Origin of the sequence: Pseudomonas sp. TNT2022 ID1044 (assembly GCF_028656895.1) — a bacterium.
In the GTDB taxonomy this organism is placed as follows: Bacteria; Pseudomonadota; Gammaproteobacteria; order Pseudomonadales; family Pseudomonadaceae; genus Aquipseudomonas; species Aquipseudomonas reinekei.
This window is the reverse complement of the sequence record NZ_JAMDHB010000022.1, coordinates 1-24,477: the sequence shown is the minus strand read 5'-3', so window position 1 is coordinate 24,477 and position 24,477 is coordinate 1. Positions and strand designations below refer to the sequence as shown.

At 57.1% G+C, this 24,477-nt stretch carries 19 protein-coding genes; 12 read left to right on the top strand and 7 right to left on the bottom strand.

Features of this window, described 5'->3' with window-relative positions; all coding sequences use genetic code 11:
* Positions 1-43: 43 nt before the first annotated feature.
* Genes M5G20_RS22420 through M5G20_RS22405 form a run of 4 tightly spaced genes read right to left on the bottom strand, consistent with a single transcriptional unit; the run spans position 44 to position 5,630 of the window.
* Positions 44-2,704 carry a GtrA family protein gene (locus M5G20_RS22420; RefSeq protein ID WP_273920936.1) on the bottom strand — a complete coding sequence of 887 codons (2,661 nt, stop codon included), beginning with the start codon at positions 2,702-2,704 and terminating at the stop codon, positions 44-46.
* Positions 2,643-3,596, bottom strand: coding sequence for a WxcM-like domain-containing protein (locus M5G20_RS22415; protein WP_273920935.1), 954 nt, complete (start codon positions 3,594-3,596; stop codon positions 2,643-2,645). The genes M5G20_RS22420 and M5G20_RS22415 overlap by 62 nt, the downstream gene beginning before the upstream one ends.
* The gene (locus M5G20_RS22410; RefSeq protein WP_273920934.1) at positions 3,589-4,536 is read right to left on the bottom strand and encodes a glycosyltransferase family 2 protein; all 948 of its coding nucleotides are present in this window, start codon (positions 4,534-4,536) and stop codon (positions 3,589-3,591) included. The genes M5G20_RS22415 and M5G20_RS22410 overlap by 8 nt, the downstream gene beginning before the upstream one ends.
* Positions 4,533-5,630 (bottom strand): DegT/DnrJ/EryC1/StrS family aminotransferase, encoded by a 1,098-nt coding sequence (locus M5G20_RS22405; protein WP_273920933.1) that lies wholly within the window; start codon positions 5,628-5,630, stop codon positions 4,533-4,535. The genes M5G20_RS22410 and M5G20_RS22405 overlap by 4 nt, the downstream gene beginning before the upstream one ends.
* A gap of 277 nt (positions 5,631-5,907) precedes the next feature.
* Between M5G20_RS22405 and M5G20_RS22400 the strand changes: the two genes are divergently transcribed.
* The 6 genes from M5G20_RS22400 to fabF all read left to right on the top strand — a co-directional run bounded on the left by M5G20_RS22400 (position 5,908) and on the right by fabF (position 12,805).
* Positions 5,908-6,918: a UDP-glucose 4-epimerase family protein gene (locus M5G20_RS22400; protein ID WP_273920932.1), complete on the top strand. Its 1,011-nt coding sequence runs from the start codon at positions 5,908-5,910 to the stop codon at positions 6,916-6,918.
* A complete protein-coding gene (locus tag M5G20_RS22395; RefSeq protein WP_273920931.1) occupies positions 6,918-7,946 on the top strand; it encodes an MraY family glycosyltransferase in 1,029 nt (342 codons plus the stop codon). Before M5G20_RS22400 ends, M5G20_RS22395 begins: the two co-directional genes overlap by 1 nt.
* Before the next feature lie 107 nt (positions 7,947-8,053).
* Positions 8,054-10,048 carry a polysaccharide biosynthesis protein gene (locus M5G20_RS22390; protein WP_273920930.1) on the top strand — a complete coding sequence of 665 codons (1,995 nt, stop codon included), beginning with the start codon at positions 8,054-8,056 and terminating at the stop codon, positions 10,046-10,048.
* Between the two features lie 112 nt (positions 10,049-10,160).
* The gene (locus tag M5G20_RS22385; protein WP_273920929.1) at positions 10,161-10,496 is read left to right on the top strand and encodes a ComEA family DNA-binding protein; all 336 of its coding nucleotides are present in this window, start codon (positions 10,161-10,163) and stop codon (positions 10,494-10,496) included.
* A 208-nt stretch (positions 10,497-10,704) separates the two neighbouring features.
* Positions 10,705-11,499: an SDR family NAD(P)-dependent oxidoreductase gene (locus tag M5G20_RS22380; RefSeq protein ID WP_273920928.1), complete on the top strand. Its 795-nt coding sequence runs from the start codon at positions 10,705-10,707 to the stop codon at positions 11,497-11,499.
* Between the two features lie 31 nt (positions 11,500-11,530).
* On the top strand, positions 11,531-12,805 hold the full coding sequence (gene fabF, locus M5G20_RS22375) for a beta-ketoacyl-ACP synthase II (RefSeq protein WP_273920927.1): 1,275 nt from the start codon (positions 11,531-11,533) through the stop codon (positions 12,803-12,805).
* Here fabF and M5G20_RS22370 read toward each other — a convergent pair.
* The 3 genes from M5G20_RS22370 to eat form a co-directional block, all read right to left on the bottom strand.
* Positions 12,786-13,358 (bottom strand): TetR/AcrR family transcriptional regulator, encoded by a 573-nt coding sequence (locus M5G20_RS22370; protein ID WP_273920926.1) that lies wholly within the window; start codon positions 13,356-13,358, stop codon positions 12,786-12,788. The two genes, fabF and M5G20_RS22370, sit on opposite strands and share 20 nt — an antisense overlap.
* Before the next feature lie 301 nt (positions 13,359-13,659).
* The gene (locus tag M5G20_RS22365) at positions 13,660-13,827 is read right to left on the bottom strand and encodes a DUF2897 family protein (protein WP_150732426.1); all 168 of its coding nucleotides are present in this window, start codon (positions 13,825-13,827) and stop codon (positions 13,660-13,662) included.
* Positions 13,828-13,968: 141 nt separating this feature from the next.
* Positions 13,969-15,333, bottom strand: coding sequence for an ethanolamine permease (eat, locus tag M5G20_RS22360; RefSeq protein ID WP_273920925.1), 1,365 nt, complete (start codon positions 15,331-15,333; stop codon positions 13,969-13,971).
* Between the two features lie 404 nt (positions 15,334-15,737).
* On the opposite strand from eat, the gene kdpF reads away from it, so the two are divergent.
* The 6 genes from kdpF (at position 15,738) to M5G20_RS22330 (ending at position 23,887) form a co-directional block, all read left to right on the top strand.
* On the top strand, positions 15,738-15,827 hold the full coding sequence (kdpF, locus tag M5G20_RS22355; protein ID WP_007899818.1) for a K(+)-transporting ATPase subunit F: 90 nt from the start codon (positions 15,738-15,740) through the stop codon (positions 15,825-15,827).
* A gap of 8 nt (positions 15,828-15,835) precedes the next feature.
* Positions 15,836-17,530, top strand: a complete 1,695-nt coding sequence (gene kdpA, locus M5G20_RS22350; protein WP_273920924.1) for a potassium-transporting ATPase subunit KdpA — start codon at positions 15,836-15,838, stop codon at positions 17,528-17,530.
* A 10-nt stretch (positions 17,531-17,540) separates the two neighbouring features.
* A complete protein-coding gene (gene kdpB / locus M5G20_RS22345; protein WP_273920922.1) occupies positions 17,541-19,598 on the top strand; it encodes a potassium-transporting ATPase subunit KdpB in 2,058 nt (685 codons plus the stop codon).
* A 199-nt stretch (positions 19,599-19,797) separates the two neighbouring features.
* Positions 19,798-20,343, top strand: coding sequence for a potassium-transporting ATPase subunit KdpC (gene kdpC / locus M5G20_RS22340; protein WP_150732430.1), 546 nt, complete (start codon positions 19,798-19,800; stop codon positions 20,341-20,343).
* A gap of 131 nt (positions 20,344-20,474) precedes the next feature.
* Positions 20,475-23,120: a sensor histidine kinase gene (locus M5G20_RS22335; RefSeq protein ID WP_273920920.1), complete on the top strand. Its 2,646-nt coding sequence runs from the start codon at positions 20,475-20,477 to the stop codon at positions 23,118-23,120.
* Positions 23,121-23,188: 68 nt separating this feature from the next.
* A complete protein-coding gene (locus M5G20_RS22330; protein WP_273920919.1) occupies positions 23,189-23,887 on the top strand; it encodes a response regulator in 699 nt (232 codons plus the stop codon).
* Positions 23,888-24,477 lie beyond the last annotated feature (590 nt).

Here is a 24,477-nt window from a genome sequence, read left to right as displayed (position 1 = left end):
CGCGTGGCTTATGATGCGTGTTACTCGGTATTGTTGTTAAATACTATTGCTGATCGGATTTTTTAATTTCAACCCACTTTAATCGTGCAGAAAAGCCATAGTATTTTTTGTCAATATCTGATGTGAATTTTAATTCGTTAGTGCCGGTAACGAATTGGTCTGGCGTGGCTGTTGCTTCAAATTCACCATTGTGTTGCCAGCGAATTGGCACCTCTTTCCCATTTAGAAGCAGTCTCATGCCGTTCTTTATGTCCACGCTTACAATGTAGTCGAAGTTTCCAGTTAACGTATATTTCAGTTGTTTTGGAGAGAACCGGAAATAAAGATACGCGTTTTCGCTTGTTTTCCAGGCAGCAGTTTCATGGTAAAAGCTGTTGACCCTCCATTCCCCCTCACGCCAGCCAGATCCTATTGTAGGGATTTCTAGGCTCCACCACTTCCCAAAGTTCCAGTGGTAGAAGTCTTTATTTTGGTCATCGGTGAAGCTTAAAAATCTTGCAGACGACACAGAGCGATTAACGAAACTCAGAGCGGCTCCTTTAAATGACGAAGTTTGCAGAGGCAATTGTTGTTTGTTGATGTCGGGGTTTATGTCGATGACTATCAAGTCTGCTTTGCGTACCTTAACGCTTTCTTTTTGGACTTGTGTCGGCATGTCTGGGCCTGATACAGGGGCTGGATAATGAAAGGTCCATTCCTGCGGACCTTCTTCACAGTAGCCTTTTCTAGCTAGACTGTCCGTTTTTTGCCATTCGTGACTGGGCAAATGACAGACTTCAACTGCGTCTATGGTGTGTCCATAAATATATGTTAATGCGCCGCGAAGATTTAAATCAGGAAGCATCCATGTATGGCCGATTTGATTGCTATGATCAAGTATCAGCAGTGTTTTGCCTTCTGCATTTCCATCAAATTTCTCGGATACTTCATGTAATATGGAGACTTGAGCGTTAGATATTTTGACGTAGTGGTTGAATTGATATAGCTGAAAAGATAGGCCGAAGACTGTCAAGGCCGTAGCTGCTGCAACAGTGAAGGCTTTTGACACTTGGTAAGCTGCTATCAATAAGCCTACAGAAAACAATGCAGCTCCAAGTGAGGAGAACAGAAAGGTTCGCTGGCTAATATATTGGTGAGGGACCGACAGGAGGAACGGCGCATATCCCGAAATTATTAAAGCTATGCCAATACAAAGAAGGCGCCTCGCTTTTTTTAAGTGGTTACTTTTTTTATCATCGCGCGAGTGGCTCTGGTCCGTTCCTGAGACCAATAGAGTGGTTGTTAATAGTAAGATTACGGTTGCTAGGGCGTACCAGTAATTTGTAAATTCTGAAGCGGTTATTCTTATTGCATCGAACCAGCCGCCTAAAACACTTCTCAATAGTCCAACACTAAACAATTTTGGAAAAGAGTTTACGATGGTCTGAAAAATGCTGCTTTGACCGATGATGTCACCTTGATAGGTGGATATGAGTCGAGCCGTCATGACTGCATATACGATATAAATTAACGACCCTGTCCACCATATTAGATGGTGCCGATAATGTTGCTTCAGGTTTTTTACACTATAGGCACTCCCTCCTTTGGTCCAGATGATAAGCAGAGGTAAAATCGAAAGGAGCAATGATGCTTCATACATTGCGCACGCAGCAGTAAAAGTTACTGCTGAGACAATGCTTCCTGATATTGATATGATTTTATTTTTTGATTCGATCGAATATATAAATATGGTTGTGGCAAGTGTTGCTAGTGCCAGTGACCAGTTGATGTGCATAGAGCGGAATGACAGCTGCATAGTGTCTGCTGGGTAGACAAGAAACAATGCGCTGGCCGCGATTCCCCATTTAAGTGAGTTGGTGATTTTGGTCATTATAAGGCTTATGCACCAGCCCTTTATCAATAACGATACAATCAGCAGGATGTGCCAATATTTAAAGCTTTGTGGGTCAAGAAAATAAGCTATTGCTTGAGGAAAGATAGTAAGCGGTCGCAGGGCGTGCGCTGACATTGGACTGGTTAAGTCAGTGAGAAAGAAAACACCATGCTCGGTAAATGACCCTAATACCAACCATTCCTCTATGACTCCTGTCATAGCAAATCCGAATGGAATCCATATCGCAGTTACAATAATTAGCGTTGGCAGGATGTGGCCTGCTAGACGTTTAATTACTTCAGGCTTGATAGGGGCGACCGTGAGAAAGCTACCATCCAATTTGGCTTTATTTTGGGACTGAGAGCCGATATTTGTCTGTGGTTTGTGCGAGGCCTTCAGTACCGTTTTGCTCAGAATATAAGTAACTGGTAGAAGTGCTACGATGATAAATAGTGGGGCTATTTCCTTCGGCAAGCCGAGAGACTCCACGAGTACGTGAAGTAGTGCGGCACCAATAAGATATTGAAATAGATAAACGCTTGGGTATATTAGTAATCCCCTCCAGGTTTTTTTTACTTTGAAAACTATTTGTGAATTGAATAGGTATGAAAATAATATGCCAGAGATGTAGGCTGCGATGTAAGATATTTGATAGCTTATGAATAAGTTTAATATCAAATATATTCCGTATGTCAGGGCGGTATTTAAACCGCCTCCGACCAGAAACAAAAACCATTTGTTCAATCGTTCGCTTTTTAGTACTGGCACTTTATTCGAGGCTCGAAGTAATTTTTGTGAACTCTGAATAGTCTCGAATGTAATCCGCGGCATCATAGTAGTCGGAAGTGAACACAAGCAGAACGGCATCTTCAGAGTACTTGTACTGAATGCCCCAAATCATCGGAGGCAGATAGATGCCTTTGTTAGGTGCGTCAAGTAGTACTTCTGCGCGATTTTCACCATCATCGACCACGACAGCACAACTGCCTTTCACGCAGATAAGGAATTGATGGCAGTTATGGTGAGCATGCTCACCACGGGTTTTCTGGCTTGGTACGTTGAATACCAGAAAGTAGCGTTTTGGCGTAAAAGGGATTTCTTTTTCAAACTCACCAACCGATAAGTCACCCCGCATGTCGGCAATGTACTTGAAGTTGTGGAGGGTCACGTCACCCACGCCGACTCTTGTGATCTGTTCTTCGGACTGTGGGTTCTCAAGGTGTTTCGCATTGTCGGTTGTGGCGCTGCTCTCAGTGTTTTCCACGTACCCGGTAATGCGTGCGGGCGAGCCAGTCACGATGGCATAAGGAGGCACTGATTTGGTGACGACTGCACCTGCACCCACCATCGCTCCAGTACCAATGGTTACGCCGGGCAGGATAACTGCGCCGCCACCGATGGAAGCCTTGTCCTGTATCGTCGTTGGTAGAAACTCTTGCGGATAAACCTTGGAGCGGGGGAATTTGTCATTGGTAAAGGTGACGTTGGGGCCAATGAACACATCATTGCCGATCCGCAAGCCATCCCAGACATAGACGCCGGACTTGATTGTGGTTCTGTCACCGATGATGACATCGTTTTCAATCAGGCAATGGGAGCAGATGTTCACATCCGCACCGATCACAGCGTCAGGAAAAACGACAACGTACTGCCATACGCGGGAGTTCTGGCCAATGTTGGTGCTTTTGACATCTGCGCTTGGATGGATGGTCGGGTTAGACATGACTGGTTTGCTCCCTGTTGTTCAATTGCATGCTTACGACAGCCAACGGACGCTGCTTGGTATTTTCATAGGCTCGCCACGCATAGGTACCTACCAGGCCGAGGCCCAGCAGATTCAGCGTGCCAAGGAGCAATACCACGACCATGGTGGCGGCGTAGCCTGGGACTGGAATAGTGCCATGGATGCGGGCAATGATGACCAGCAGGCCTATGGCTGCGGAAATCAATGAGCCGATGGCGCCCATTTTTATCAAAAGGCGAATCGGGTAATCGGTAAACGCGAAGACGCTGTCCATCATGTATTCCAGCTTCTTCTTGAATGTCCAGGCGGACTTGCCTTCCTGGCGAACCTGACGATCGTAGTCCACGAACTTTCTTCTGAAACCGAGCCAGAAAATCAGTGCAATCAAAGAGGACCTTGATTCTTCAAGTTTCAGAAGCTGTTCTTTGAATGCGTTATTGCAACCGAAAATATCAACGCCACCTTTTGGCATGTCGTGGACGACCAGCTTCCGGTAAAGACCCCAGAACATCGAGGAGGCCAGTCGGCTGAAAAGGGGATCTTGGCGGGCATTGCGGGTACCGATGGCTACGTCACATTCATCGTTCGACAAGGCCTGGAAAAAGCTAATTAGCAACTCCGGCGGTTCCTGCAGATCGGCCGCCATCACACCAAAGTATTCTCCGGTGGCTGCCATCAGGCCGGTACGAATCGCCGGGAATGAGCCGAAGTTTCTCGAGTGAGCGATCAGTTGCGCAGCGAACGGCAGATTTGGCAGTTCTTTTTGAATCAACGCAAATGATGCATCTGGGCTGCCGTCGACGACAAACACCGCTTCCACTTTGTTGCTCAGACTTTCATTGATTTCGGTGATTGCCTGAAGCAAGCGCGGTATGGATTCAGCGTTTTTGTATACCGGGATGACGATGGAGTAGGTCATGCAATCCATCCATTAACAGCTTTGATTACCGCGCTGACTTCAGTGTCGTCCATTTCTGGATAGCATGGCAGTGTCAGAATTTCCTTTGCCAGGCGTTCGGTGTTTATCAGGTGCACGTCGGCGTGGGCGTTCTGGAACACTGGTTGTTTGTAGTCGGGAATCGGGTAGTGCACTTCCGACGCAATTTGCAGGCCACGCAGATGCTGCTGCAGTGAATCGCGTTTAGGGCTCTTGATGACATATAGGTGTGCAACCCACGCATCGCTACCGCCTTGAGGATGAGTGATGTCTAGTTGCTTTATTTCGTTGCGATAGCGTTCGGCGATCTGATTACGTCGAGCGTTGCCCTCATCCAGACGCGGCAAGAACTCGGAGAGGATGGCGGCTTGCATTTCGTCCAGGCGGCTGTTTCTGGCACCGCCCAACTCTACGCAATATTTGGAAGACCAGCCGTATTGGCGCAGTTGAGCAACTTGCTGCGCGATCTCGGCAGAGTTGGTGACGACTGCACCACCGTCGCCAAGGGCACCGAGGTTTTTAGTCGGGTAGAAACTGAAGCTCGAAGCGTCCCCGAATGTGCCTACACGTTTGCCATGCATGCTGGCGCCGTGAGCTTGTGCACAGTCTTCCAGGAGTGGAATGCCGTTGTCCGCACAGAACGTTGCAATCTCCTGAATTTCCGGGATGGCCAAGCCATAAAGGTGAGTGACAACGACGACTTTGGCGCCCGCTTCAACGGCACGCTTCACTTCCGCGAGTGTGACGACTTGGGTATCGAACTCGACATCCATGAAGGTGGGGACTGCGCCGATGGCCAGGACCGAGGTGGTGGTATACATGCCAGCGTTAGCGACTGTCGCGACGATGTCACCTTTTTCGACGCCCAATGCCTTTAGTACCAACTCGATTGCATCGGTGCCATTGGCTACGGTTACGCAGTGGCTAGCGCCGAGATATTCTGCGAACGAGGCTTCAAAGCGTTTGACCTCTGGCCCTAAGACGACCCACCCGCTGGAAACTACGCGCTGAATGGATGCATCGATTTGATCGCGGTATTTTGCAATTTTCGCGCTGAGATTATTGATTTGCTGCATCGATATGCTCCCTTCGAGGCGTAGCCTGCTGAATTTAGGTATTTTGAATGACTTACTGACGCCTCCCATCTCTTGGAGGCGGCTCCAGCTCTATTCATAGAGCGTTTAGTCAAAATTGGGGGGATTCTATCTCTCCCGCGTGTTTGCTCCAACCTGCGTAATGGCAAATTGTGTTGGGAGGCAGAGTTTTGTGATTTCAGCTGGCAGCTAGCCCCTGCCCCCTAAGCGCAGCGCTAGGCGCTCGGCGCAAATTCAGGGCTCAAAATGACGCCTATTCGTGATAGATTATTTCATTGCTATCTATTTTTTGAATCGGTTCGAAATGTCGAAAAAAATACTTGTGACCGGCGCGACCGGGTTTCTAGGGGGTGCCTTTGTAAAGCGTTTCTGCACTTTACCGGAAACATTGGTTTTAGCTCCTCTAAGAAATCTGAATAGCAAGTTACCCGATTCAGTAGAAAAAACTCATATATCAAACATTGATCAATCCACCGAATGGACTCAGTCCCTAACGGGTGTGAGCGTGGTTGTACATTCGGCGGCCCGAGTACATGTCATGCATGAGGATCCAGTGCAGTCGCTGGAGAAGTTTCGTGCAATTAATGTTGAAGGCACGCTTAATCTTGCACGCCAGGCAATACAGGCGGGCGTTAAGAGATTTATCTTCATCAGTTCGATCAAGGTCAATGGAGAAGCGACTCTACCAGGAAGTGCGTTCTCGGCAGATGACCTTCCGCAGCCATCGGACCCTTACGGTATTTCCAAATTCGAAGCAGAGCAACAACTCATCCAGCTTGCCAGTACGGGAGCGATTGAAGTTGTCATCATCCGTCCAGTTCTTATTTATGGTGCTGGTGTGGGCGCGAATTTTCAGCAAATGATGCGCTGGCTGGTAAAGGGCTTCCCGCTGCCGTTCGGGGCGGTGGATAATCTTCGAAGTCTTGTTTCACTGGACAATGTCGTGGATCTAGTCACAACGTGCATTGATCATCCCCAGGCTGCGAACCAAGTATTTTTGGTGAGCGATGACGAAGACGTTTCAACGACCGAGTTAATGCAGCGCCTGATTACCTTTTTGGGTGTCAAAACCTGGCTTGTTCCCATCCCCGTTGGGGTGCTGGTTTCCCTCGCCGGCTTGTTGGGTCGACGCGCAACCGCACAGCGGCTTCTCGGCTCCTTGCAGGTCGATATCAAGAAAACAAAATTGGTACTGGGCTGGCGTCCCTCTGTCAGTCTGGAGGAAGGATTGAAATCGACGGCGCAGCATTTTCTAGAGGCTCGCAAATAATGAGTTATGCGTGGTTTATTCCGGTGGCCGCAGGTCTCTCTTTTTTGCTGACTGCAGCATTACGCAAGTACGCAATCTCTCGAAGCCTGATGGACATTCCGAACGCACGCAGTTCCCATGCGATCGCGACACCACGGGGCGGTGGTATCGCCATTGTCGTGGCTTTTGTCGCGTCGTTGGTTTTTCTGTACAGCGCAGGACTGATTTCCCCATCGACCTTTTTCGCAGTGGCTGGGGCGGGTATTTTTATAGCGCTGATTGGCTTTATGGACGACCACGGACACATCGCCGCACGTTGGCGTTTAATCAGCCATTTCGCTGCAGCGGCCTGGCTGCTGGTCTGGATAAGTGGATTGCCTGCCGTAGAGCTGTTCGGCACTCATGTTGATTTGGGTTGGGCCGGTCATGTGTTGGCCGCTTTTTATCTGGTGTGGCTGCTCAATCTCTACAACTTCATGGACGGCATCGATGGCATTGCCAGCGTGGAAGCCATTTGTACTTGTCTGGGTGCTTGTCTGCTTTACTGGTTGGCGGGCCTCGATACGCTGATTTGGGGACCCTTCCTGCTCGCAGTTTCCGTTGCCGGTTTCCTTTGCTGGAATTTCCCACCGGCAAAGATTTTCATGGGCGACGCCGGAAGCGGCTTTCTTGGCATTGCTTTGGGCGGGCTTTCTCTGCAGGCAGCGTGGGAAAGTGCGCCGATGCTGTGGGCCTGGTTGATTTTACTTGGAGTATTCATTGTCGACGCGACGTTCACGTTGTTCCGCCGTTTGATGAGGGGGGACAAAGTTTATGAAGCCCATCGCAGTCATGCTTACCAATTCGCCTCGCGTCGTTTCGGCAGGCATTTACCCGTCACTCTGGCAGTGGGCGTGATTAATCTTTTCTGGTTGCTGCCGATAGCGATGTGCGTGACTCGTTTTGATCTGCACGGGGCATTCGGCGTCATTTTGGCTTACGTGCCATTGATCGCACTGGCTATTAAGTTTCGAGCTGGAGATCTGGACGATCCTGCAGTTAAGAACTAAGCAACTACTACTATGTCATTAGGTTTAGAGTGAACGCGCAGTGCCTATGAGATTTCACCACGGTGAAAAGGGTGCTGATAGGAGGGACTGAGGTGTTTGAAGGGTTTATGGATAAAATCAGAGCGTATCTGGTAGGGCTCCCTCGGCGCCGAAAAAGGCTGATACAGGTCGCGACGGACATCGCATTGGTCTGGATAGCCCTGTGGTTGGCGTTTATCGTCCGTCTCGGCATCGACGATATGTACAACCCTCTGAAGGCCCATTTTTGGCTCTTCGTTTGTGCCCCTGTTATCGCGATTCCTTTGTTCGTACGTTTCGGTATGTACCGAGCCGTCATGCGCTATTTCGGCAATGACGCGCTCATTGCGATTATCAAAGCCGTAAGCCTTTCGTCGCTTATTCTGGCTGTTGTTGTCTACTGGTACAGCAACCACGAAGCCGTAGTACCTCGCTCCATCGTCTTCAACTACTGGTGGCTCAGCCTCGTCATCATTGGCGGCCTACGCCTCTGCATGCGGCATTATTTTATGGGTGACTGGTTTGCCGGTGCCCAGCACGTCCCGTTCACCAACCGCGATGATGGCCTCACCAAAGTCGCCATCTACGGTGCGGGTGTGGCCGGTAACCAGCTTGTTGCCGCGCTGCGCATGGGCCGGGTCATGCGCCCTGTAGCGTTTATCGATGATGATCCGAGCATCGCGGATCGGGTGATTGCGGGGTTGCAGGTTTATAAACCCAAGCACATTCAACAGATGATCGATGAGTCGGGCGCCAAGGAAATTCTTCTGGCGCTGCCTTCATCGACCCGGGCGCGGCGCCGGGAAATTCTGACGTTTCTCGAGCGTTTCCCGTTGCACATTCGAAGTGTTCCCAACTTCACCGACCTCGCCAGTGGCCGGGTGAAGGTTGAAGACATTCAGGAAGTCGATATCGCTGACCTGCTTGGGCGCGATTCGGTGCCGGCGCAGCCGGATTTGCTGGAGCGGTGTATCAAGGGCAAGACAGTGATGGTGACCGGTGCCGGGGGGTCGATCGGTGCAGAGCTTTGCCGTCAGATCTTCAGCCTTGGACCGACCACGCTGTTGCTGTTTGATCACAGCGAATTCAACCTGTACAGCATTCTGTCGGAGCTGGAGCAGCGCGGGGCTCGGGAGTCGGTTCCCGTTCAGTTATTGCCGATCCTCGGTTCGATTCGGCATCAGCACAAACTGCTGGATGTGATGAAAACCTGGGGGGTGGACACGGTCTATCACGCGGCGGCCTATAAGCATGTGCCGATGGTCGAGCACAACATTGCGGAAGGCGTGCTGAACAACGTCATCGGTACGCTCAACACTGCCCAGGCCGCGTTGCAGTCGGGTGTTTCCAATTTTGTCTTGATCTCCACGGACAAGGCGGTTCGCCCGACGAATGTCATGGGTAGCACCAAGCGCCTGGCCGAATTGACGCTCCAGGCCTTGAGTCGCGAGATCGCGCCGGTGCTGTTCGGTGACACGGCGAATGTGTCCCGGGTCAACAAGACGCGCTTCACGATGGTTCGGTTTGGCAATGTGTTGGGGTCGTCCGGTTCGGTGATTCCGTTGTTCCACAGCCAGATCAAATCGGGCGGGCCGTTGACGGTGACGCACCCGAAGATCACCCGCTATTTCATGACCATTCCCGAAGCCGCGCAGTTGGTGATTCAGGCCGGCTCGATGGGGCAGGGCGGTGATGTGTTTGTGCTCGACATGGGCGAACCGGTGAAAATCGTAGAGCTGGCGGAGAAGATGATTCATCTGTCCGGTTTGAGTGTTCGTTCGGAGAAAAACCTGCAGGGCGACATCTCGATCGAGTTCACCGGTTTGCGGCCGGGCGAGAAGCTGTATGAGGAGTTGCTGATTGGCGACAACGTGTCGGCGACGCAGCACCCGATGATCATGAGCGCCAACGAGGATCATCTGCCCTGGGATGTGCTCAAGGGCCGTTTGACGGAGCTGTTGATTGCCGTTGAACAGGATGATTATTCCCGCGTTCGCCAGTTATTGCGCGACACGGTCAGCGGCTACACACCCGATGGCGAAATTGTTGACTGGATCTACCAGCAACGCCGCCTCGAACCCTGATTGTTTCACATCCTGTAACGGACACATTTTTGACAGGCTCCAGCCATCGCCTAAGTTTGGGAGGCAGCTTCGGAAAAGCTGCTTTCTCAATCGATGTCATGGAGCTTCATTTATGCGTACCGGCTATTTCACTTCTCTGGTTTTTGCCCTCCTTACCAGCGCCTCTGTTGCCGTCATTGCTGCGCCGGCCGTCACGCCGTCAGTGAATGACGCGCCGTTGGCGCAAGAGGTTTCCGCCACGGCGCAGTCCGGCAAGCTCGACCTCAATGTCGCCGATGCGCCAACCTTGCAACGCGAATTGGCCGGTGTGGGAGAAGCCAAGGCCAAGGCGATTGTTGCGTATCGGGAAACCAATGGACCTTTTGCGTCCATTGACGAGCTGCTCGAGGTGAAGGGAATTGGCAAAGCCATTCTGGATAAAAATCGCGAGAAGCTAGAGGTGAACTAAGCTTGTAAGTCAGCGTCAGGGGCCGGTCATTGATCGGCCTTTTTGCTTTCTGGCCACCGCTACGAGGTTTTGCCTTTTGTCGGCTCTATTTAAATTATGGCTATCATACGCCGCTTAAATTATGCCTATAATTATTTCGATTTCCGTCGAAGCGTCCTGAGCCTCAGGCGCTTGGCTTTCCCTTCAAGCATTTCCCTGGAGCATAGTCATGACTTCTACTCAGTCCCAAGGCACGGCCCTCGTCACGGGTGCATCTTCCGGTATCGGCGCGGTGTATGCGCAGCGTCTGGCGGCGCGTGGTTTTGATCTGTTGCTGGTCGCTCGCGATCAGCAGCGGCTGGAGGAAGCGGCGAGCACGTTGCGGGATGAGTACGGTGTTCAGGTCGAAGTGTTGAAAGCGGACCTGACGCAGAAAGACGACGTGCTCAAGCTTGAGCAGCGCCTGCGCAGCGATTCCAGCATCAGCCTGCTGCTGAACAATGCGGGTGTCGCGGCGGATGGCTTGTTGGCCAATGCCGATAACGATCTGCTGGAGAGACTGATTCAACTGAACGTCACGGCGGTCACCCGTTTGGCCTCGGCGGCAGCAGCCAGTTTTGCCAAGGCTGGCCGCGGCACGATTATCAATATTGCGTCGGTGGTGGCGTTGTTCCCCGAGCGTTTCAATGCCACTTACAGCGCCAGCAAGGCTTATGTGTTGAGCCTGACTCAATCCTTGAACGCCGAGCTCGATGGCACCGGGGTCAAGGTTCAGGCTGTGCTGCCGGGCGTGACGCGTACCGAAATCTGGGAGCGCTCCGGAATCGACGCTACGCAGATTCCGGCGGAGATGGTCATGGAAGCGGGTGAAATGGTCGACGCGTCGTTGGCGGGCCTGGATCAAGGTGAGCTGGTGACCATTCCGTCACTGCCAAATGCTGCCGACTGGGATGCTTTTGTCGCGGCACGTCTGGTCATGGCACCGAACCTTTCCAAAAGCCAGGCCGCTGCGCGTTACAAATGAGCGCCATCAATCGGCATGAGGTAGTTGCGGTATGAGTGATCGTCGAGTGGTTGTAACGGGGATGGGGCTGGTGTCTCCGCTGGGTAGCGGGGTCGAAGCGGTCTGGGCGCGCCTGTTGGCCGGGCGTTCCGGGTTGCGCAACCTGCCGGACGCGGTGGTCGCCGATTTGCCGGCCAAGGTCGGGGGGGCGGTGCCGACGGTGGCGGACGATGCCGAAGCGGGGTTCGACCCGGACCGGGCAACGCCGCCCAAAGAACAGAAGAAGATGGACCGTTTCATTTTGTTCGCCATGGAAGCGGCGCGTCAGGCGTTGGAACAGGCCGGTTGGCAGGCGCAGACTGCCGACGCCCAGGAACGTACGGCGACCATTATCGGCTCGGGTGTGGGTGGCTTCGGTGCGATTGCCGATGCCGTGCGCACAACAGACAGCCGTGGCCCACGGCGTTTGTCGCCGTTCACCATTCCGTCGTTCCTGGTCAACCTGGCAGCGGGGCATGTGTCGATTCAGCACGGTTTCAAAGGACCGTTGGGTGCGCCGGTGACGGCGTGTGCCGCCGGGGTGCAGGCGATCGGCGATGCGGCGCGATTGATTCGTTCCGGTGAGGCGGACATCGCGGTGTGTGGTGGTACCGAAGCGGCGATCGACCGGGTCAGTCTTGCCGGTTTTGCAGCGGCGCGTGCGTTGTCCAGTGGCTACAACGACACCCCGGAGCGCGCCTCGCGGCCGTTCGACAGTGGGCGCGATGGCTTCGTCATGGGGGAAGGCTCGGGCTTGCTGGTCATCGAGTCACTGGAACACGCCTTGGCCCGAGGCGCCCAACCGCTGGCGGAGCTGGTCGGCTACGGCACCAGTGCGGATGCGTATCACCTGACCGCAGGCCCGGAGGATGGCAGTGGTGCGCGTCGCGCGATGTCGCTGGCGTTGGCTCAGGCCGGTATTTCGCCGGGGCAGGTTCAGCATCTGAATGCTCATGCAACCTCAACGCCCGTTGGAGACTTGGGCGAGTTGGCGGCGATCAAGTCGTTATTCGGTGCAGATAACAAGATTGCGGTGACATCGACCAAATCGGCGACCGGGCATTTGCTCGGTGCTGCGGGCGGTATTGAAGCGATCTTCACCCTTTTGGCAATCAGAGATCAGGTCGTACCGGCGACCCTGAATTTCGATAATCCGGACCCTGCCGCCGAAGGCGTGGACATTGTTCACGGTAAAGCCAGGCCGATGAACATCGAGTACGCATTGTCCAACGGCTTTGGCTTTGGCGGGGTGAATGCCAGCGTCTTGTTCAAACGCTGGAAGGACTAGTCTCGGTCTGGTTCAAGTGGGTGCGCGTGACGTCGAGAATCTGCTGGGCCAGCTCGCGGTTCTCGACACTGCGCGAAAGCAGCAAAGCCCCCACCAGTGTCGACATGATGACGATGCTGCGTTCTACCGTGTTTTCACCCGCAAGCGTGTCCTGGATTTGTTGAAGGCGCGCATTCAGCACCACATCGGAAGTGGGACTCGGCTGCCCGCGCATGCCGAGTTCCGACGACATGGTCGGCAGCGGGCACCCTTCATGGGGCGAAGTCTGGTGCCATTCGGACAAATAAGTATTGATGAATACTTCCAGCGGGCGATCCGAAGCGAATATCTGGGCACATAACCCATCCACCTGTTTGCCTGCTTCTTGCAGCGCCTTTTCCACCAGTTCGTCCTTGGACTTGAAGTGCGAATAAAAGCCACCGTGAGTCAAGCCCAGCGCCTTCATCAAGGGTTGCAGACCGGTCGCGCCGATACCGTCACGGCGAAAGCGTTCCGAAGCTTCCTTGATGATGCGTTGGTGGGTCTGGGCTTTATGGTCCTGCGAGTAACGCATCTGATATCTCCCCATCAATGCACCCCCATAGTAACCAATGAAAATTGGATGGTGACTGTACTTCTACTGCTAAAAAGCATGCAGATGCATCGAATCTGATCCAAACGTGTTGTGGTGCTTGCACGAGCATTGATGACTCGGGCGCTGAGAAATTTATCGCTTGGAGAATTCGTTGCGCGAAGGCTGGAGTCAGCTCGAGCGCCGTTTACAACGGCCTGCGCGGATGCACATCGCCAGGGCCGACAGGGAGAAGTGAAAAAACAATGTCCTGTCATTCGAGATGAATGACAGGACATTTTTGTCAGCGGTCCTGCGCTTCCTTGGCGTCCGCTTCCGCGTTGCGTTCGGCGACGCGTTTGCGCTGTTCATCGGTCAGCTCAACCTTGTTGGCGGTGTCGCGCAGCATCATCAAACCGCCAACGATAGAGCCGATGGCTATCACCAGAATTAACCAGGCATACCAGGGCATGGGACTCTCCTTGAAGGCAGGTCACATGGCGAAGGTTTCGCCATGTGCTCGTGCATATCATTTTGAGCGATGTGATTTCCCAAGAGTTCCATCGCAATGACTCCATTCTATGCCTGATATGCCAGGATCACCCGTGCTGCATCACAGACCGGTCAACATCGCATCCGCCGGTGCGTCCGCGCGCAGTTGCGCCGTGAGCATGAAGTACACGAAACCCACCGCCATGAAGGCGAGGAAGATCAGCCCGATCAGCGTGTTGAACCAGGCCATGGCCACCAGGCACACCACCGCCAGCAGCAGTGCAATGAACGGCACAAATGGGTAGCACGGCGCGCGGAACGTGCGCTCCAGGTTCGGTTCGGTTTTGCGCAGTTTGAACAGGCTGAGCATGCTCATGATGTACATCACGATGGCGCCGAACACGGCCATGGTGATCATCGCCGCCGTCAGCGTCATGCCGCCCAGGTTGATCAGGCCATCGCTGTAGATCGCCGCGATGCCGATCACGCCGCCGGCAATGATCGCCCGGTGCGGTGTCTGGAAGCGTGACAACTTGGCCAGCGACGCCGGCAAGTAACCCGCGCGAGCGAGGGCGAAGAACTGCCGCGAGTAGCCGAGGATGATTCCATGGAAGCTTGCGACCAGGCCGAACAGGCCGATCCACACCAGCATGTGCAGCCAGCCGGAGTTTTCACCGACCACGGTCTTCATCGCCTGTGGCAGAGGGTCGTTGATGTTCGACAGGGTGCGCCAGTCGCCGACGCCGCCGGCAAAGAACATCACGCCCATGGCCAGCAACACCAGGGTCAGGATGCCGCTGATATAGGCCTTTGGAATGGTGCGTTTCGGGTCCTTGGCTTCTTCGGCGGCCATGGCCGCGCCTTCGATGGCGAGGAAGAACCAGATCGCAAACGGGATCGCCGCAAACATCCCGGCAATCGCCGGTGCGCCGAACACATCGGACCCGGCCCAGCCGTTGAGGGCAAAGTTACTGAAGCTGAAGGCCGGCGCAACCACGCCCATGAACACCAGCAACTCCGCCACGGCGAGTACGCAGACCACCAGCTCAAACGTCGCTGCCAGCTTCACGCCAAGAATGTTCAGCCCCATGAATACGATGTAGGCGCCGACCGCCGCGTGCTTTGGATCGAGGGCTGGGAACTGCACATTGAGGTAGGCGCCAATGGCCAACGCGATGGCCGGCGGGGCGAAGACGAATTCGATCAGTGTCGCCAGCCCGGCGATCAAGCCACCTTTCTCGCCAAAGGCCCGACGACTGTAGGCAAACGGCCCGCCCGCGTGGGGAATGGCGGTGGTCAGCTCGGTGAAACTGAAGATGAAACAGGTGTACATGGTGGCGACCATGAACGAGGTCACCAGAAAGCCCAGCGTTCCGGCCACACCCCAGCCATAACTCCAGCCGAAATATTCCCCGGAAATCACCAGCCCGACCGCAATGCCCCACAGGTGCAACGTGCCCAGCGTGGGTTTGAGTTGTGTGTTCATGCGTTTGCTCCCTGAACGGATTGGAAAGCTCGGGGGAGGGCGTGTGCAGTGGGCGTGCCAGTGTTGTGATGGCAGTCGTAAAGCGTAAAAAGGTGTCGTTTCGGGGATGTTCGCTGCGGGATGTGAGATTTTTGTGCGTCAGTAAAGGGCATTGCTGTCTGTTGTGCCGTCATCGCGGGCAAGCCCGCTCCCACAGGTTTTTGCTGTGCAGGGACGAACGCGTTCCTTTGTGGGAGCGGGCTTGCCCGCGAAGAGGCTTGTCCTGACACCCCTGTAACCCCCGCATAAACCCACTCTTTACGCATTCTTTATGCCCCACCCGCACCCTCGGTCTCGTTCCTTTACAGCCTCCCTCCCGACAATGACTCCACACGCGGCAATACGCCGTAACACGGAGAATTTCCATGAGCGTTCTGGACGGGGTGTCACTGCTGTTGGCAGTGGGGCTGTTCATTTATCTGTTGGTTGCGCTGTTGCGCGCGGACCGGAACTAGGAGCGGCTATGCACAGTTATGACTATTGGCTGATCCTCGCGTTTTTCGCGTTGGTGTTGGTCCCGGCGCCGTTTCTCGGGCGCTTCTACTACAAGGTCATGGAAGGCCAGCGCACCTGGTTGACGCCGGTTCTCGGCCCGGTGGAGCGCGGCTGCTATCGCCTGGCGGGTGTCGATCCGCAGGCGGAGCAGAGCTGGCAGAAGTACGCGCTGGCCTTGCTCGCGCTCAACCTCGCGGGCTTTTTGCTGTTGTTCGCGATTTTGCTGTTCCAGGATCACTTGCCGCTCAACCCGCAAAATCTGCCGGGTCTGGAGTGGACGCAGGCGTTTAACACTGCCGTCAGCTTCATGACCAACACCAACTGGCAGTCCTACAGCGGTGAAGCATCGCTGAGCTACCTGAGCCAGATGCTCGGCCTCACCGTGCAGAATTTCGTCAGCGCCGCCACCGGGCTCGCGGTGCTGGTTGCGCTGTGCCGCGGTATCGGTCGCAAGTCCAGCCAGTCCTTGGGTAACTTCTGGATCGACATGACCCGCGCCACCCTCTACGGCCTGCTGCCTCTGTGCCTGTTGCTGGCGTTGTACCTGGTGTGGCAAGGCGTGCCGCAAACTTTCGCGCAATATGTGAATGCGGTGACGATGCAGGGTGTTGATCAAGTGATCCCGCTCGGCCCGGCTGCCAGCCAGATTGCGATCAAACAACTGGGGACCAACGGGGGTGGCTTCTTCGGCGTCAACTCGGCGCATCCGTTCGAAAACCCGACGGCGTGGAGCAACCTGTTCGAGGTGGCCTCGATCATCCTGATCCCTGCCGCGTTGGTGTTCACGTTCGGTCATTACGTGAAGGATCTGCGTCAGAGCCGCGCAATCATCGCCTGCATGCTGGCGCTGTTCCTGATCGGCGGCGCGACATCCATGTGGGCTGAATATCAGCCGAATCCGATCCTGAACAACGCCGCCGTCGAACAGACCGCGCCGCTGGAAGGCAAGGAAGCGCGTTTCGGCACCACCGCCACCGTGCTGTGGTCGGTGACCACCACCGCGGCATCGAACGGTTCGGTCAACGGCATGCACGACAGCCTTAACCCGCTGAGCGGGATGGTCGCGCTGGTCAACATGATGGTCGGCGAAGTGATCTTCGGTGGTGTCGGCGCCGGGCTCTACGGCATGTTGCTCAACGTGCTGATCGCGGTGTTCCTCGCCGGCCTGATGATCGGGCGCACCCCGGAATACCTCGGCAAGAAACTGCAAGCCAGGGAAGTGCAGTTGTTGGTGGTGACCTTGATGGTCATGCCGATTGGCGTACTGGTGCTGGGCGCGATTGCCGCCAGCCTGCCCGGGCCTGTGGCCTCGGTAACCAATCCCGGCGCCCACGGTTTCAGCCAGTTGCTCTACGCCTACACCTCGGCCGGTGCCAACAACGGTTCGGCGTTCGGTGGCTTCGGCGCCAACACCCCGTTCCACAACCTGATGCTGGGCCTGGGCATGCTGATCGGCCGTTTCGGCTACATCCTCCCGGTACTGGCATTGGCCGGCAGCCTGGCGATGAAGAAACCCGCACCAATCAGCCAGAACAGTTTCCCGACCCATGGCCCGCTGTTCGTGACCCTGCTGACCGTGACCATTTTGCTGGTGGGCGGCCTGACCTTCCTGCCGACCCTGGCGTTGGGCCCTATCGCTGAACATTTGAGCATGGGCTTCTGAGGACTATTTGATGAATATGCCCGCAACCAAACCGGTCGCCGCCAAGGCGCCGGAGCAACCGAAAACCGCGATCTCGGCCCTCTGGCGCCCGGCGCTGGTACAAGCCTTCGTCAAGCTCGACCCACGGCAACTGCAGCGTGCGCCGGTGATGCTGGTGGTCGAACTGACCGCGATCCTGACCACCGTGCTGTGCTTCATTCCCGACGCGGCGGTGCCGACCTTCGTCGCTGCGCAAATCGCCGTGTGGCTGTGGTTCACCGTGCTGTTCGCCAACTTTGCCGAGGCCCTGGCCGAAGGTCGCGGCAAGGCCCGCGCCGATAGCCTCAAGGCCGGCAGTGAAGGCTTGAGCGCCCGGCGCAAAACCAGCAACGGCAGCTTTCAAGTGGTGCCCGCCGCCAGCCTGCGCCAGGGCGATGTGGTGCGTGTCGAAGCGGGGGAGATGATTCCCGGTGACGGCGAAGTGATTGAAGGCATCGCGGCCGTCAACGAGGCGGCGATTACCGGTGAATCGGCGCCGGTGATTCGTGAGTCCGGCGGCGACCGCTCGGCCGTCACCGGTAACACGCGACTGGTGTCCGATTGGCTGCTGGTGAAGATCACCGCCAACCCTGGCGAATCGACCCTAGACCGCATGATCGCTCTGGTCGAAGGCGCCAAACGCCAGAAAACCCCGAACGAAGTGGCGCTCGACATCCTGTTGATCGGCCTGACCCTGATCTTCCTGATAGTCGTGGTCACCCTGCAACCGTTCGCCCACTTCGCCAATGGCAGCCTGCCGCTGGTGTTCCTGGTGGCGCTGTTGGTCACGCTGATCCCGACCACCATCGGCGGTCTGTTGTCGGCCATCGGGATTGCCGGCATGGATCGTCTGGTGCGCCTCAACGTGATCGCCAAGTCGGGACGTGCGGTGGAAGCGGCGGGTGACGTGCACGTGCTGCTGCTGGACAAGACCGGCACCATCACCTTCGGTAACCGTCGTTGCACTGCAGTGGTTGCGGCCCCGGGCGTGAGTAGCCAGGAGCTGGCCGAAGGTGCGTTGTTCGCGTCGCTGGCCGATGACACCGCTGAGGGCAAATCTATCGTCGAGTACCTGCGTGGTACTCAACCACAACCGGAACCGGCCGCCGAGTTGTTGACCGCCGTGCCGTTCAGTGCCGAGACGCGTTTGTCCGGTGTCGATTATCAGGGGCGCGTCTACCGCAAAGGCGCGGTGGATTCGCTGCTGACCTTTGTTGGTATGAAACGCGCTGATCTGGCCCCGGCCCTGTCGCGGGAAATCGACAAGATCGCGCAAAGTGGCGGTACCCCGTTGCTGGTCTGCGCCGACGGTAAATTGCTCGGCGCGATCCACCTCAAGGACGTGGTCAAACCCGGCATCCGCGAACGTTTCGCCGAGTTGCGCAAACTGGGGATTCGCACCGTCATGGTCACCGGCGACAACCCGCTGACCGCCGCCGCCATTGCCGCCGAGGCGGGCGTGGACGACGTGCTGGCCGAAGCCACCCCGGAGAAAAAACTGGCGCGCATCCGTCACGAACAGAACGACGGTCGCCTGGTCGCCATGTGCGGCGACGGTGCCAACGACGCCCCGGCCCTGGCCCAGGCGGACGTCGGCATGGCGATGAACGACGGCACGCAAGCGGCCCGCGAAGCGGCAAACATGGTCGACCTCGACAGCGATCCGACCAAGCTGCTGGACGTGGTGCAAATCGGCAAGGAGTTGCTGGTGACCCGCGGCGCGCTGACCACGTTCTCGATCGCCAACGACGTGGCCAAATACTTCGCGATTTTGCCGGCGCTGTTTGCGGCGATCTACCCGCAACTGGGCGTGCTGAACGTCATGCACTTGAGCAGTCCGCAGAGCGCGATTCTGTCGGCCATCGTGTTTAACGCGCTGATCATTGTGGTGCTGATTCCATTGGCGCTGCGCGGTGTGCGGGTGCACGCAGCCAGTGCGGCGGCGTTGCTGCGGCGCAATTTGCTGATCTATGGGCTGGGCGGGATTTTGGTGCCGTTCGTGGGCATCAAGGCGATCGACATGCTGTTGACGGCGTTGCATCTGGTTTAGCGGGTAGCGGGTGGCTGGAGAGGGGCTTTTTGTGGCGAGGGAGCTTGCTCCCGCTGGGCTGCGAAGCAGCCCCAACCCAGACACCGCATTTGTTCAGGCGCATCACATTTACCAGGTTTACGACGGCTGCGCAGTCGAGCGGGAGCAAGCTCCCTCGCCACAGGTGATGTGTGTTTTTAGAGAATTCGAGGATTTTGAAATGTCCACAATGATACGCCCGGCCCTGAGCCTGCTGGTCCTGATGACCCTGATCACCGGCGTCGCTTATCCGCTGGTGGTGACCGGCGTGGCCCAGGTCGCCTTCCCGGACCAGGCCAACGGCAGCCTGCTACGCGATGCCGACGGCAAGGTCCGCGGCTCGTCACTGATCGCCCAGGATTTCGTCGGCGACGCCTGGTTTCATCCACGGCCATCGGCGGGTGCCTTTGCCACGGTGTCGAGCGGTGCCAGCAACCTGTCGCCGAGCAACCCGGCGCTGGCGACTCGGGTGATCGACGACGCCAACAAGCTGCTGGTGCCTGGCCAGGGGGCGGTGCCGTTGGCCATGCTCACCACCTCCGGCAGCGGTCTCGATCCGCACTTGCCACCGGCCGCGATTACCTATCAACTGGCGCGTGTTGCGGCGGCCAGGAATGTGCCCGTGGCAACCCTGCAGAACCTGCTCGACGCTCATATCGAGCAGCCGCTGGTGGGGCCACCGGTGGTGAATGTGCTTGAGTTGAATCGGGCACTGGAAAACCTGTAGATCGGCGGTGATCCCATTCGCGAGCAGGCTCGCTCCCACATGGGCATGCGTCCCCCGGTGGGAGCGAGCCTGCTCGCGAAGACGGCAGAACAGCCACTACATGAACATCTGAAAAAAAGAGATTCCCAGACATGAGCAACTCCGGCCGCGCCGACGCGCTGTTAGCAGACCTGCCCCGCAATGGCCGTGGCCGGCTCAAGGTATTCCTCGGCGCCGCGCCCGGTGTGGGTAAAACCTACGCCATGCTGCAAGCGGCCCACATCCAGCTGCGCCAGGGTGTGAAAGTCATTGCCGGCGTGGTCGAAACCCACGGCCGGGCGGAAACCGAAGCGTTGCTGGGCGGCCTGCCACAGCAACCCTTGGTGCGCTCGGAATACCGTGGCGTGATGCTCGAAGAAATGGACCTCGATGGGTTGCTGGCCGCCAAACCGAAGCTGGTGCTGGTGGATGAGTTGGCCCATACCAACGCGCCCGGCAGCCGCCATGAAAAACGCTGGCAAGACATTCAGGAACTGCTTGCCGCCGGCATCGACGTGTTCACCACCGTCAACGTCCAGCACCTGGAAAGCCTCAACGATCAGGTGCGCGGCATCACCGGTGTGCAGGTCCGCGAAACCCTTCCGGACTGGGTGCTGCAAGAAGCCTTCGAGCTTATGCTGATCGACTTGCCGCCACGGGAACTGCTTGAGCGTCTGCGCGATGGCAAGGTCTACGTGCCGGAGCAGGCGAGGGCGGCCATCGACGCGTTTTTCACCCAGACCAACCTCACAGCCCTGCGCGAACTGGCGATGCAAACCGCCGCCGCACAGGTCGATAACGACCTGACCCTGGGCTATCGCCAGATGGGCCAGGCGGCGCCGACGGTGCGCGGTCGCTTGTTGGTCGGTGTCGATGGCGATGCCCAGGCCGAACGGCTGGTGCGCCATGCCAGCCGTGTTGCCCAGCGTCGGCATCTGCCGTGGAGCCTGGTGCATGTGGACAACGGCAGCGTGCGGGACGAGCAATCGCGCCTGCGCCTGCAAAGTGCCCAGCAACTGGCTGAACGCCTGGGCGGCGAAGTGGTATTGCTGCGGGCCGGCGAGGTGGCGAAAACCCTGATCCAGCACGCCGCCGAACGTCGAGCCAGCCTGGTGTTGGTCGGCCAGTCGCGGCCACGTTGGCGCCGACGCGTGTTCGGCGGCGGGTTGGCGGCGCGCTTGTTGCGCAATGCCCGCGGGCTGGAAATCAACGTCCTCGACAGCGATCACGAACAACATCAGCCACGCCAGCGTTCGATGCAGGCGCTGGTGTGGTTCGACTATGCCCTGGCCGTGGTCGCGACGCTGTTGGCCACTGCCTTGGCCTGGGCGGTGGCGAGCGTTTTGCCGCTGCCGAATATCTCCCTGGTGTTCCTCGCCGCGGTGCTGCTGGTGGCGGTGCGCAGCAGTCTCGGCCCGGCGCTGGTCTGTGCGGCGCTGTCGTTTCTGACCTACGACTTTCTGTTCATCCCCCCGAATTTTTCCTTCAGCATCCAGCGCGAAGAAGACGTGCTGACCCTGCTGTTTTTCCTGTTGATGGCCGCGCTCACCGGCAACCTTGCAGCGCGGCAACGGCGACAGCTGCAGGCGCTGCGCGACACCCAGGAAGAAACCACTGAGCTGCTCGACCTGTCGCGCAAACTGACCGCCGCCACCGACCGTCAGGCCGTGGTCAGCGCGGCCGCCCAGCACCTCAATGGCTGGAGTGATTTGCAGCTGTGCCTGCTCAATCGTGACGGTCAAAGTGGCTGGAAAGTCGAAACCGGAGGCCCGCTGGAATTCACCGAAGCCGAGCGCGCCGCCGCCGATTGGGCCTGGCAACACGACCAACCCGCTGGCGCCGGCACCGGCACATTGCCGTTCGGGCGCTGGTGGTGGTGGCCGTTGTCGGTAGAGGATGGCCCGCTGGCGTTGCTGGGGGTGTGTGCGAAAGAAGGCCGGACCCTGAGTGGCCAGCGCCGCCGTTTGTTGACGGCGCTGAGCCAGCCGCTGGCGCAGGCGCTGGCGCGCGCACAACTGGCGGATGATCTGGAAGCGGCGCGGCTGCACGGTGAAACCGAGCAATTGCGCAGTGCCTTGCTGGCGTCGGTGTCCCACGATTTGCGTACGCCGCTGACCTCCATGCGTGGCAGCATCGACAGTCTGCTGGCGCTCGGCGAAGCGATCCCGCTGGAGGATCGCCGGGAATTGCTCGAAGGCACCCGCGATGAAGCCGAACGTCTCGACCGCTACATCCAGAATCTACTGGACATGACCCGACTCGGGCACGGCGCCCTGAAGCTGGCGCGGGACTGGGTGTCGCCGGCTGACATCGTCGGCAGTTCGCTGAGTCGCTTGCGCGCGGTACTGGCACCGTTGCAAGTCAGCACTGATGTTCCGGCGCAGTTGCCGCTGCTTTACGTCCATGCCGCGCTGATCGAGCAGGCGCTGATCAACGTGCTGGAGAACGCCGCACGCTTTTCACCGGCCCACGGTCGTTTGCAACTGCGCGCCGGGGTGGACGACAAGGAGCTGTTTTTCTCGGTCAGCGACGAAGGGCCGGGGATTCCGGAAGCGGAACGGGCAAAAATTTTCGACATGTTCTACACCGCAGCGCGCGGCGACCGTGGCGGGCAGGGCACCGGGCTGGGTTTGGCGATCTGTCAGGGCATGGTGGGCGCCCATGGCGGGCGGATCAGCGTGGCCGATGGCATCGAAGGGCGCGGCACCTGCATCACCTTGCACTTGCCGTTGCAGGAGCAGCCAGCCTTTGAAAGTTAACAGCCGAAAGTGAAGCCTGATCGTGCTTGCGTTACTCTCTTGCCACTTCTTTGTGTTGATGTGAACCCATGAGCCAGACCGCGACCATTCTGGTCATCGACGACGAACCGCAAATCCGCAAATTCCTGCGCATCAGCCTCGCTTCCCAAGGCTATAAAGTGCTGGAGGCCGGCACCGGTGCCGAAGGGTTGGCGCAGGCCGCGCTGAACAAGCCGGACCTGCTGGTGCTCGACCTCGGTTTACCGGACATGGACGGCCAGCAGGTTTTACGCGAGTTTCGCGAATGGTCGACGGCGCCCGTGCTGGTGCTGTCGGTGCGTGCCAGCGAGGGGCAAAAAGTCGAAGCGCTGGATGGCGGCGCCAATGACTACGTGACCAAGCCCTTCGGCATTCAAGAGTTCCTGGCGCGGATACGTGCGCTGTTGCGTCAGGCACCGGCGGGCGAAGCCCAACAAGCGGCGCTGACCTTCGGCCCGCTGACGGTGGATCTGGCGTATCGCCGCGTGCTGCTCGAAGGCATCGAAGTGGCGCTGACCCGCAAGGAATATGCCGTGCTGGCGCAACTGGCGCGCCATCCCGGGCGGGTCATAACCCAGCAGCAGTTGCTCAAGGACATCTGGGGGCCGACCCATACCGACGACAGTCATTACTTGCGGATCGTGGTTGGGCATTTGCGGCAGAAGCTGGCGGATGATCCGACCGCGCCTCGGTTTATCGTGACCGAGGCGGGTGTTGGGTATCGGTTGTTGAGTGAGGGCAGCCTCTGATCTTGTGTTGTCTGAATAGGCCCCATCGCTGGCAAGCCAGCTCCCACAGTGTTTTGTGGTGACCACACATCCGGATTTCACGTACATCCTGTGGGAGCTGGCTTGCCAGCGATGAGGCCTTCTCGTGCACTCGAGAACTCAAGAGTCCCGCTCACTCTCCCACAGTGTTTTGTGGTGACCACACATCCGGATTTCACGCACATCCTGTGGGAGCTGGCTTGCCAGCGATGAGGCCCTCTCGTGCACTCGACACATCCGGATTTCACGCACATCCTGTGGGAGCTGGCTTGCCAGCGATGAGGCCCTCGCGTGCACCCGAGAACTCAAGAGTCCCGCTCACTCTCCCACAGTGTTTTGTGGTGACCACACATCCAGATTTCACGCACATCCTGTGGGCGCTGGCTTGCCAGCGATGAGGCCCTCTCGTGCACTCGAGAACTCAGGAATCGCGCTCACTCTCCCACAGTGTTTTGTGGTGACCACACATCCGGATTTCACGCACATCCTGTGGGAGCTGGCTTGCCAGCGATGAGGCCCTCTCGTGCACTCGAGAACTCAAGAGTCCCGCTCACTCTCCCACAGTGTTTTGT

Coding starts and splice junctions, on each gene's coding strand:
- M5G20_RS22420 (WP_273920936.1), bottom strand. CDS start 2,704: ATGCCGCGGATTACATTCGAGACTATTCAGAGTTCACAAAAATTACTT.
- M5G20_RS22380 (WP_273920928.1), top strand. CDS start 10,705: ATGACTTCTACTCAGTCCCAAGGCACGGCCCTCGTCACGGGTGCATCT.
- M5G20_RS22330 (WP_273920919.1), top strand. CDS start 23,189: ATGAGCCAGACCGCGACCATTCTGGTCATCGACGACGAACCGCAAATC.
- M5G20_RS22410 (WP_273920934.1), bottom strand. CDS start 4,536: ATGACCTACTCCATCGTCATCCCGGTATACAAAAACGCTGAATCCATA.
- kdpF (WP_007899818.1), top strand. CDS start 15,738: ATGAGCGTTCTGGACGGGGTGTCACTGCTGTTGGCAGTGGGGCTGTTC.
- M5G20_RS22395 (WP_273920931.1), top strand. CDS start 6,918: ATGAGTTATGCGTGGTTTATTCCGGTGGCCGCAGGTCTCTCTTTTTTG.
- M5G20_RS22370 (WP_273920926.1), bottom strand. CDS start 13,358: ATGCGTTACTCGCAGGACCATAAAGCCCAGACCCACCAACGCATCATC.
- kdpC (WP_150732430.1), top strand. CDS start 19,798: ATGTCCACAATGATACGCCCGGCCCTGAGCCTGCTGGTCCTGATGACC.
- M5G20_RS22385 (WP_273920929.1), top strand. CDS start 10,161: ATGCGTACCGGCTATTTCACTTCTCTGGTTTTTGCCCTCCTTACCAGC.
- M5G20_RS22405 (WP_273920933.1), bottom strand. CDS start 5,630: ATGCAGCAAATCAATAATCTCAGCGCGAAAATTGCAAAATACCGCGAT.
- M5G20_RS22335 (WP_273920920.1), top strand. CDS start 20,475: ATGAGCAACTCCGGCCGCGCCGACGCGCTGTTAGCAGACCTGCCCCGC.
- M5G20_RS22390 (WP_273920930.1), top strand. CDS start 8,054: ATGGATAAAATCAGAGCGTATCTGGTAGGGCTCCCTCGGCGCCGAAAA.
- kdpA (WP_273920924.1), top strand. CDS start 15,836: ATGCACAGTTATGACTATTGGCTGATCCTCGCGTTTTTCGCGTTGGTG.
- eat (WP_273920925.1), bottom strand. CDS start 15,333: ATGAACACACAACTCAAACCCACGCTGGGCACGTTGCACCTGTGGGGC.
- fabF (WP_273920927.1), top strand. CDS start 11,531: ATGAGTGATCGTCGAGTGGTTGTAACGGGGATGGGGCTGGTGTCTCCG.
- kdpB (WP_273920922.1), top strand. CDS start 17,541: ATGAATATGCCCGCAACCAAACCGGTCGCCGCCAAGGCGCCGGAGCAA.
- M5G20_RS22415 (WP_273920935.1), bottom strand. CDS start 3,596: ATGTCTAACCCGACCATCCATCCAAGCGCAGATGTCAAAAGCACCAAC.
- M5G20_RS22365 (WP_150732426.1), bottom strand. CDS start 13,827: ATGCCCTGGTATGCCTGGTTAATTCTGGTGATAGCCATCGGCTCTATC.